General features: G+C 23.6%; 2 protein-coding genes. Both read left to right on the forward strand.

Going from position 1 to position 3,121, the window contains the following annotated elements:
* Window positions 1–246: 246 nt before the first annotated feature.
* On the forward strand, window positions 247–1,185 hold the full coding sequence (locus AYC60_RS01590; RefSeq protein WP_067320479.1) for a replication initiation protein: 939 nt from the start codon (window positions 247–249) through the stop codon (window positions 1,183–1,185).
* A 653-nt stretch (window positions 1,186–1,838) separates the two neighbouring features.
* On the forward strand, window positions 1,839–3,077 hold the full coding sequence (locus AYC60_RS01595) for a plasmid recombination protein (RefSeq protein ID WP_067320481.1): 1,239 nt from the start codon (window positions 1,839–1,841) through the stop codon (window positions 3,075–3,077).
* The last annotated feature ends 44 nt before the right edge of the window (window positions 3,078–3,121 follow it).

Genomic DNA, 3,121 nt, shown 5'->3' on the forward strand with positions numbered 1-3,121 from the left:
CTTTTATGTATCTTTTATACATTCTTTTCCGTTCTCGCAAATACTGATAAATACTAGCTCTGCGAGGGTATAAAAAGGACATTTTCAATGGATTAAAAGGACTTTTTCAATGGATTAAAAGGACTTTTTCAATGGATTAAAAAGGACTTTTTCAATGGATTAAAAACAAGATTTTCAGTGAATTAAGGGACTTTTATTGATTTTGTCCTTAAAATATGATATAATAAAATAAAAAGGAGTTATTTTATGGCTAATGAGATTGTAAAATACAATAATGATATGAATAAAATAGGTCTTAGAAACTTTAATTCTACCGAATTAGATATTCTTATGGCAATAATGTCTAGAATGAAGGAAAAAGGATTGGAAGAAATAGAGTTTGATTTTGGTTATTTAAAACAATTAACTAAATGGAATGATACTAATTCATTAAGCTTTGCTAAAACTTTGGATAGCATGTATAAAAAATTAATTAACATTAATTTTAAAATCGGTAATAACGTTAGATGGACAAGGTTCGTTTTATTTACTAAATATACTATCGATACTGAAAATCAAAATATCAGTATTGGAATAAATCAAGAATTTAAATGGGTATTAAATGAAATAGCTAAGAACTTCACTAGATTTGAATTAGAAGAGTTTGTAAACTTTAAATCTAGTTATACTAAAGAATTTTTTAGAAGAATGAAACAATTTAGAGGTAGGGGCTTTTGGGGGGTATCTCTTAATGAATTTAAGCATCAATTAAACATACCTGAAAATTATCTGGTAAGTGATATTGATAAAAGAGTTTTAAAACCTATACTAAAAGAATTAGGAGAAAAATATCAACTAGAGATTATAAAAAAATACGATAAGAAAAGAAAAGGACGTCCTTCAGTAAAGGGATTTATATTTACATTTACTAAAGAAATAGTTGAAACTCAAGGTTATACTTTAGAAGGTAATGTTGAATATAACACAAATAAAAAATTGAATAAAGATTACTATATCGGTAGAACTCTTTATGTAAAAGATCAAGTTTTTAATAGATATAATTATTTAAAAATTACAAATATATATCAAAATAAAGATGAAAAAATTATAGTTAAGGTAAAAAATGAAGACGATAATTTTACAAATCAATTTAACTTTGATAACTTAGAAATATGGCATAATTATTTCAAAAAACATTTAGTATAATTTGCATTTTTTTGAAATTCAAGGTAAACTATATTAGTTTAAATTAATGTGTATGTTTCGAGAGGGGCAACCCTCTCATTTTTTATTTAACTTTTTTAAAAAAATATGATATAATATATTTGTAAAACGAATGAACATAAAAAAGTTAGCTGCGAACTAACTTTTTTTTTTATAATTTTTTATGATATAATTGTTTTGCACTTTTGCAATTAAGGAGGTGCAAATATGTTCATTCGTGTTTTAAAAATTTTATTTTTTATTTTGATTTTTTTGTTACTAGCTCAATTAGCTTTTTAACAAAAAATCATTTTAAGATTTTAAAATTTTTTGGGAGTGTCGCAGCACTCCTTTTTTTATTTTCATTAAAAATATTTTTTCTAAAAAATCACTTTTGAATGAAAATTTTTTGTTTAATTTTTGAAGTTACGTTTCAAAACGTAATGTTAAAATTGAACATTTTTTTTTGAACTCAAATTGCAAAATTTGAGGTCCAAGAGTATTGAAAAATTTCAATACTCTAAGGGGTCAAGGGGCTAGCCCTTTGCTCCGTGCGTTTTGCTCCTTTAGGACAAAACCACTAGGGAGTTATAGCAACTGATTGACAGTGCTATAAGAAAATGATAAAATAAAAATAAAAAAGGAGTGATATTTTTATGGCTTTAAGTTATTCTTTTCATATTGGATCAAAGAATCATTCTATTAAAAATTTGAAAAAATTAGTTTCAGTACAAAAGCATAATTTGAGAAAATTTGAATCAAATAAATTTGATAAATCTAAAAATGAAATTTTAATAGGTACTGAAAATTTAGTTAATGATGTTAAAGATTTTTATAAAAATTTTTTTGAAGATTCTCTAAAAAAATACAATGATAAACAAAAAAAAGAATCAAGAAAAATTGAAAATTATTTTGAAAATATTTCTAATTCTTTACAAAAAGAAATTGCAGTCGAATCAATTATTCAAGTTGGTGATATGAAATTTTGGGAAACTAAATCTCTTGAAGAAAGAAAAAAAATGACACCAATTTTTCAAGACCAAATAAATAAATTACAAAAAGAATTACCTAACTATAAAATCATATCAGCTGTAATTCATTATGACGAATCTAGTCCTCATATTCAAATCGTAGGTGTTCCAATTAAAGAAAATTGTAAGACAGGTTTAGAAAAACAAGTAAGTAAATCTTCAGTTTTTAAAAAAGAAAAACTAGAATATTTACAAGATAAGTTAAGAGAAAATTTATTAGAACAAATGCAATCAATTTATGGAAAAGATATTGATTTAAAAGCAAAAGAAAAAGGAAGAAATAAAGATTTATTTGTTAATGATTACATAGAAATGAAGAAAAATTTAGAAGAAAATTTAGAAAGAGAATACAAACCGAAGATAGCTAAATTAGAAAAAAAGGTTAAGGAGCAAGAAGAGTTCTTAGTTAGTAATGAAATATCTACAAATCATTTAGTCGTAATTGATAAATTAAGAGAGAAAAAGAAAAGATCAAAATTTAGTAATCAAGAGTATTATGACGCAAATGACGTTGAAAATGGCTTAAATTTGCTTTCTAAGGCGAATTATGAGGTTAAGGCATATCAAAATAGCTTAAAATTAAAAGAAAGCGAAAATAAGGCTCTAAATGAAGAAAAAGAAAAGTTATTTAAAGAGAATATAGAACTAAAGGATAGACTAAGTACTTATAAATATTTTCATTCTTATCTAGAAAAGAAATTTCCTAAATTTAAAGATATTCTAGATAAGGCTAAAGAGTTCTTAGAGAATACTAAATATTTCTCTATTTATCGTAGTTCCCTATATGAAAAAGAATTAGATCAAGCTTTAAATTTAAAAGCTGAAGAAAAAAATAAAAATTTAGATAAAAATTTTGAAAAATAAAAAAAGAATACTTTTTTTTGTAAAAAGCATTCTTTTTATACCAT

The sequence above is a fragment of the Streptobacillus felis genome, assembly GCF_001559775.1.
In the GTDB taxonomy this organism is placed as follows: Bacteria; Fusobacteriota; Fusobacteriia; order Fusobacteriales; family Leptotrichiaceae; genus Streptobacillus; species Streptobacillus felis.

Excerpts from the sequence above, each read along its gene's own strand:
- AYC60_RS01590 (WP_067320479.1), top strand. The coding sequence starts at position 247 with ATGGCTAATGAGATTGTAAAATACAATAATGATATGAATAAAATAGGT.
- AYC60_RS01595 (WP_067320481.1), top strand. The coding sequence starts at position 1,839 with ATGGCTTTAAGTTATTCTTTTCATATTGGATCAAAGAATCATTCTATT.